A 6,820-nucleotide genomic window follows, 5' to 3' on the forward strand; every position below is an offset into this window, starting at 1 on the left:
CCCAAGGTTCAATCTTCGAACCCGCATGTCCCGCGTGCTCCATGCCCCTTCGGACGCCTCTGTACGACTGGCACGTCGCCGCCGGCGCGCGGATGATTGAGTTCGGCGGATGGGAGATGCCCCTCCAGTACTCGGGCATCGTCGAAGAGCACCTCACCGTGCGTCGTACCGCGGGCCTGTTCGATGTGAGCCACATGGGTAAGCTCCTCGTGCAGGGAGCCTCCGCCCACCGTTTCCTCGACGGCCTGAGCGCCAACGACGTATCCAAGACGGCGGGCCGTGCGCGCTACACGCACCTTCTCCGCGACGACGGCACGATCATCGACGACGTCATTATCACGACCCTCGCCACCGACCGCTTCTTCGTTGTATGCAACGCGGGGCCCCGCCCTGCCGTGGCTGCATGGCTCGACGCCCACCGTCCCGCCGACGTCCGTGTCGACGATCTCACGGCCACGCACCTTTGCCTCGCGCTCCAGGGCCCGCGGGCCCCGGGCCTGCTCCAACGGTTCACCTCGGTCGACCTTGCGGGGCTTAAGCCGTTCTGGGGGGCGGCTCTGGACTTCGACGTGCGGCGTGCCGGCGTTGCAGTGGAAGCCGAGGGGTGGGGGTCCGGCGGCGCGGACGGCCTGTTGGCGGCCACCTCCCCGCCGTTACCCACCCCCGCTTCCGGTGGACCCCGCCTCTTCGCGACCCGCACGGGGTACACGGGGGAGGCGGGCTTCGAGCTCTTCCCCGTCGCCGGCGTTGGGCAGGCCGTTTGGGAGGCGCTTCTGGCCGCCGGAGCGGACCTCCCGATCCAGCCCATTGGTTTGGGCGCCCGGGACACCCTCCGGTTGGAAAAAGGGTACCTGCTCTCCGGGCAGGATTTCACGGGCCGTCAAACGCCCCTGGAGGTCCATTCCGACTGGGTCGTCAAATGGGATCGTCCGTTCATCGGTCGCACGGCGCTCGAGGCCCAGCGGTCTCGAGGGGACTACCCTCGGCTCGTGGGCCTTAAGGTGCTGGACCGGGGAATTCCGCGGCACGAGTGCGCCGTATTGGCGGATGGCACTCGGATCGGCACGGTCACCAGCGGCACCCTGTCCCCGTCCTTGCGGGTTGGCATCGCCCTGGCGTCCGTGGACCGCGACCACGCATTGCCGGGAACGCGTGTCGGGATCGACATCCGAGGCACCCCACATCCCGCGCAGGTGGTCCACCTCCCCTTCCTGTGAATCTCTCCCTATGGAGAGATTTCGTTCGACCGTAAGCGGACGGCCGCAGGCTTAAGAGCGTCAGGCGCCTTGGGTCGCACATCTGGTAACAAACATGGTAAACGACCCGTCGCCGGCCGGTAACAAAGATGCTTCAAAAAGAACTATACCCCCTCACCCTGTTCGCCGCGGCTACCCCCAGGGATGGTCCGGAACATCAGGTCCGTGCGTCCTGGAATCCCAACTGGAGAGGTTCCTTCCATGGAGCAGATCAAGGTGCAATCCAAGGGCATCGACGTCCTCGCCCGTGAGCCCGATCCCAAGCTGACCGAGAACGCCCTCCGCGTGCTCGAGAAACGATACCTCAAACGTGACGACAAGAATCGGGTCATCGAGACCCCGAGGGAGCTCTTCACCCGGGTCGCCTGGAACCTCGCCCAGGCCGAGCGCTACTACGGCGCGGACGAGCGGCGGGTCGAGGAAGCCGCCCGGCGGTTCTACCGCCTCATGGCCGAGCTGGACTTCCTGCCGAACAGCCCGACGCTCATGAATGCGGGGCTCGAGCTGCAGCAGCTGAGCGCCTGCTTCGTCCTCCCCGTGGACGACAGCCTCGCGGGGATCTTCGAGGCGCTCAAGCAGCAGGCCCTCATTCACCAGTCCGGCGGCGGCACCGGCTTCTCCTTCAGCCGCCTCCGGCCCGAGGGGGACTTCGTGAAATCGACCATGGGCGTGGCCTCCGGCCCCGTCTCCTTCATGAAGATCTTCGACGAGGCGACGCAGCAGATCAAGCAGGGTGGCAAGCGACGCGGGGCGAACATGGGCATCCTCCGCGTGGATCACCCGGACATCCTGAAGTTCATCACCTGCAAGGACAAGACCTCGGAGATCACGAACTTCAACATCTCCGTGGCCGTGACGGACAAGTTCATGGAGGCGGTGAAGGCCGGCACGGCGTACGATCTCGTGAACCCGCGGACGAACAAGGCCGTGAAGCAGCTCGACGCCCGCGAGGTGTTCGAGAAGATCGCGTACCAGGCCTGGAAGAACGGCGAACCCGGGCTCTTCTTCGTCGACGAGACGAACCGACGGCAGCCCACGCCCCACGTCGGCGACATGGAGGCAACGAACCCATGCGGGGAGCAGCCCCTCCTGCCCTACGAGTCCTGCAACCTCGGATCCATCAACCTGGAGAAGCACATGCTCCGCGGCAAGGGCGGACGCTGGGAGGTCGACTGGAGGAAGCTCGAGGCGACGATCCGCGCGACCGTCCGCATGCTCGACAACGTGATCGACATGAACAGCTACCCGGTCAAGGAGATCGAGGAGATGACCAAGGCCACCCGGAAGATCGGCCTCGGCGTCATGGGCTTCGCCCGCCTCCTGTTCCTGCTCGAGGCTCCCTACGACAGCCCGGAGGGCGTCGAGTGGGGCCGCAAGGTCATGAAGTTCATCCACGAGACGGGATACGACGAGAGCCAGAAGCTCGCCGGGGAGCGCGGTCCGTACCCGGCCTGGGAGGGGAGCCGCCACGAGGCGCTGGGCCTCAAGATGCGCAACTCGTACGTGACCACGGTCGCGCCCACGGGCACCCTGTCCATGATCGCGGACACGTCCGGCGGCTGCGAACCCGAGTTCAGCCTGATCTGGTACAAGCGGGTCATGGAGGGCGAGGAGCTCCCCTACTTCCTTGAGTACTTCGAGGAGGTCGCCCGGCGCGAAGGGTTCTGGCGCGAGGACCTCGTCCAGCGGATCATAGAGAACCACGGATCCCCGCGCGGCCTCTCGGACATCCCGGAGAAGTGGCAGCGCGTCTTCGCGACTGCCCACGACGTCGCGCCGGAGTGGCACGTGCGGATGCAGGCCGCTTTCCAGGACTACTGCGACGCCGCGGTCTCGAAGACGATCAACCTCCCCAAGGCGGCCGGCGTGGACGATGTGAAGCACGCGTACCTCCTCGCGTTCGACCTCAAGTGCAAGGGGATCACCGTGTACCGCGACGGATCGCGGGAGGACCAGGTCCTCAACATCGGGGTGGCCGAGAAGCCCGAACAGATCACGGTCCCGGTCCCGGCCGCACCGGTCGCCCTCCGCCCGCGCGCGCGGCCCGACGTGATCACGGGCCGCACGCAGAAGATCCTCACGGGGTACGGCGCCCTGTACGTCACGATCAACGAGGACGATCGGGGCCTCTTCGAGGTCTTCGCGCAGATCGGCCGCGGGGGCGGGTACACCGCGTCGTTCACGGAAGGGATCGCGCGCCTCGTGTCCCTCTGCCTGCGGTCCGGCGTCCCCGTCGACGAGATCATCGACCAGCTCGAGGGCATCCGGAGCCCGCGGATCGCCGTGGACCACGGCGAGCGCGTCTACTCGATCCCCGACGCGATCGCAAAGGCCATGAAGCGCCACATCGGCATGCAGAAGACGGGCATCCAGCCGCCCGTGGAGACGTTCGACGAGCTCGGCGGCGCCGTGGAGACGGACGTGGAGCTCGAGAAGGAGTCCCGCGACGTCGAGGAGATGCTCAAGAAGGGCCTGAACCCGGAGTGCCCGGAGTGTGGCAAGCAGCTCGTCTATGAGGAGGGCTGTGTGAAGTGCCACTCCTGCGGCTATTCGGAGTGCTGACGCCGCCTCGCGGTCGAAAGGGACAAGTGCCCGTGCGGCTACCGGTGCCTCGATGGCTTCGGTGGTCTTCGCCTGTCCCATGGACGCGGAGCGTCGTGCGGTCCTCGAAGCGAGGAACCGCGGTGCCTTCGAGGCCGTCATCCTCGAGGATCTCCCCGAGCCCGAGCGCGGCGCGGCCTGGTCCCGAGCCGACGTCGTCGTGACCATGGGCTTCGGACGCGAGCTTCCGGCGGACCTCGCGGCGCACGCCCCGCGCCTCCGCATGCTCCAGACCCTCGTCGCGGGCGTGGACCACCTTCCCTACCGCAGCCTCCCGAAGTCCCTGCTCGTGTGCGGGAACGCCGGCGCCTACAACACCTCGGTCGGCGAGCACGCCATGGCGCTCCTCCTGGCCGCGGCAAAGGACATCCCGCAACGGACGCGGGAGATCGTCGCGGGCACCTTCGACCAGACCGCGGCGAGCAAGGCGCTCGCCGACGCCACGGTCTTGGTCCTCGGGATGGGCGGCATCGGCACGATGATCGCCGGGGTCTGCAAATCCCTCCACATGCACGTGCTGGGGGTGAGCCGGTCAGGAGCCGTCGTCCAGCCCGCGGACGAGGGCGCGCGTCTGGACGACCTCCCGCGGTTCCTTCCGCGCTCGGACTACGTCGTCCTCGCGCTTCCCCTCACGTCTCGGACCAAAGGTCTCGTGGACCGTGCCTTCCTCGAATCGATGAAGGAAGATGCCGTCCTCGTGAACGTCGCGCGCGGCAAGATCGTCGTGGAGGACGACTTGTACGAGCACCTGCGATCCCATCCGAAGTTCCGCGCGGCGCTAGACGTGTGGTGGGTCTACCCCACCGGCACGCACGGCCGCCCGTTCCACCGTCCGTTCCACGAACTTCCCAACGTGGTGATGACGCCGCACAACGCGAACGCGATCCCCGGGCAGCGCCGGTGGGCCATGGAGGCGGCCCTGGACAACGTCCTCCGGTTCCTCCGAGGCGAGACGCCACGGAACGTGGTGAACGTGACAGAATATGACACTGTGGCCGAGCCACGTTAACCGATAGTCGGGACTTTCGCGTCCTCGAAACCAAGAGGGGAAGCCGTTTCGGTCCACGGTGCCTCGCGTGGGTACATCACTCGGGTCCGGGCGTCCGAGGTAGCCCTCACGGCTTCTCGATCGGCGTACGTACGAGGTTGCCCCACTCCGTCCACGAGCCGTCGGTGTTCCGGACGTCCGGGTACCCTAGCAGGTACTTGAGCACGAACCACGTGTGGGACGACCGCTCCCCGATCCGGCAGTACGTGATCACGCGGTTCTCCGGCAGCACGCCCTTGGGCTCGTAGATCGCCTTGAGCTCGTCCGCGGACTTCAGCGTGCCGTCGTCGTTCACGGCCTGCGCCCAGGGGATGTTCGTCGTTGGTCAGCTGCGGCCGTTCTACGTGAATGAGCAAGCAACTTAACTCCGGCCGTTTTGTGGCGTCCGTGCGAGCGGGATGCGCGGGGCCATGCTATCGGCCTCGTCATGGCTGGAGGGATCTCAACGGTCGAGTCGCGGCAGGAGACGGCTGAGCCGGACGGTGGAAGCGAGGAGGTTGTCGGAGGCATAACGGCTCGAGCTGTGCGTCCTTCCCTACGTCTAGCACGATTCTTCGCCCTCTTCGCGACAATCGTCCTCATCTTCACTGTATTTGCGGTCCTGCCCCGCGCTGCATCCGCTGCACCGGCGACGCTGGCGTCCGCGTCGATGTCTTCGGCGAATGGCACGACGTACACCCCCGGAATCGCGGTGACGCGGATGTCCAATGGCGCAGCGACCGCGGCGAGCCTACCGACATTCACCCGCTGGGACGGCGTCGTCGAGCCCATGACGGCACTCAACCGGTCGACCGGCGACTGGCCCTACCTGCTTCGTGAGGATGCGACATCCTTCACGGCCACGAGGTTGGGGAGCAACTTCACCCAGGCGAAGGTCCCGGGGGCCCTGTACGACTTCCAGCCTGGCGCGATTAAGGAGACAATCGTCCTTGCGACCCCGAGCGCGGCTCCCCTGGACGCCATCGGCGTCGTCTTCTCCGGTTCCTACCTGCCCTACGCGAGCGGCACGACGGTCGACCTGGTCGACCGCCAAGGCGGCATCATCTGGCAGTCGGAGCCCTTCACGGCGCGTGATTCGGCCCCCGTGCCGCACGTCTACGCGAATCCCGTCCAGTCCGTCTCCTGGTCCCCCGGTGGCCTGACCCTCTATCTCGACCCGGTGATGGTCACCTGGGCGCAGTACCCGCTCTACCTCGACCCGACGTGGGTCCTCAAGGCCAACGCGTCGAACGTCTGGTCGGGGACGCTGGACAGCGTGACGAGCGACTGGGGCGACGCGAACCTCCGCCTGGGCGTCTTGGCGGACAACTTCAACGACAACACGAATGAGATCTGGACGGTGACCTCGGGCCACAGTCTTTCCCTGAGCGCCGGGCGCGCGTCGCTGACCGCAACGGAGATTCACGCGTCCGGGTCTTGGACCAACCTCACCTTGGGGACCACGCTGAACTTCGCCTCCTGCGGCGCGTCCGACCTGATGTTCCGCTACGCGAGCAGCTCGAACGAGTACTACCTGTACGTGAACTTCGCGAGCCAGCAGGTTACCCTGGACAAGGTGATCAACGGCGTGACCACGGCGTTGTCTCCGACCCTGTCCCTCCCGATGAGCGCGAACACGAACTACAGTGTCAAAGTGGTCGCCCGCGGGAACTACTTCGAGGTCTGGTGGGCCGGCGTCAAGCAGTGGAGCGGGACGGACCTGTCGCCGCCGGGGACGCCGTTGACAGGCAACGTCGGAATCGCGGAGACGGCGAGCAGTTGTACCCTGTATGTCGACAACGTCCGGGCGCGCGACCGCAGCAAATGGTGCGGGAACTACACGTCCGTCAAGCGCGGCGCAGCGAGCGGCAACGTGGCGACCCAGCTCCGCTTCCTCGGTTCCGCGGACGCCTACAACGTCACGGACCTATGGATT

4 protein-coding genes and 1 pseudogene are annotated in these 6,820 nt (G+C 66.5%); 4 read left to right on the forward strand and 1 reads right to left on the reverse strand.

Annotated features, from left to right (window positions below; all coding sequences use genetic code 11):
- Positions 1–41 precede the first annotated feature (41 nt).
- From VEY12_00525 to VEY12_00535, 3 genes are all read left to right on the forward strand, one after another.
- The gene (locus VEY12_00525) at positions 42–1,217 is read left to right on the forward strand and encodes a glycine cleavage system aminomethyltransferase GcvT (GenBank protein ID HYM38616.1); all 1,176 of its coding nucleotides are present in this window, start codon (positions 42–44) and stop codon (positions 1,215–1,217) included.
- A 240-nt stretch (positions 1,218–1,457) separates the two neighbouring features.
- Positions 1,458–3,818 carry a vitamin B12-dependent ribonucleotide reductase gene (locus VEY12_00530; protein HYM38617.1) on the forward strand — a complete coding sequence of 787 codons (2,361 nt, stop codon included), beginning with the start codon at positions 1,458–1,460 and terminating at the stop codon, positions 3,816–3,818.
- Positions 3,819–3,870: 52 nt separating this feature from the next.
- Positions 3,871–4,866, forward strand: coding sequence for a 2-hydroxyacid dehydrogenase (locus tag VEY12_00535; protein ID HYM38618.1), 996 nt, complete (start codon positions 3,871–3,873; stop codon positions 4,864–4,866).
- 106 nt (positions 4,867–4,972) lie between these two features.
- Here the strand turns inward: VEY12_00535 and VEY12_00540 are convergent.
- A pseudogene (locus VEY12_00540) lies at positions 4,973–5,221 on the reverse strand (rhodanese-like domain-containing protein).
- A gap of 333 nt (positions 5,222–5,554) precedes the next feature.
- Here VEY12_00540 and VEY12_00545 point away from each other — a divergent pair.
- On the forward strand, positions 5,555–6,820 hold a 1,266-nt coding region (locus tag VEY12_00545), incomplete at its 3' end, for a hypothetical protein (protein ID HYM38619.1).

It is taken from the genome of Thermoplasmata archaeon (assembly GCA_035632695.1).
Taxonomy (GTDB): domain Archaea; phylum Thermoplasmatota; class Thermoplasmata; order RBG-16-68-12; family RBG-16-68-12; genus RBG-16-68-12.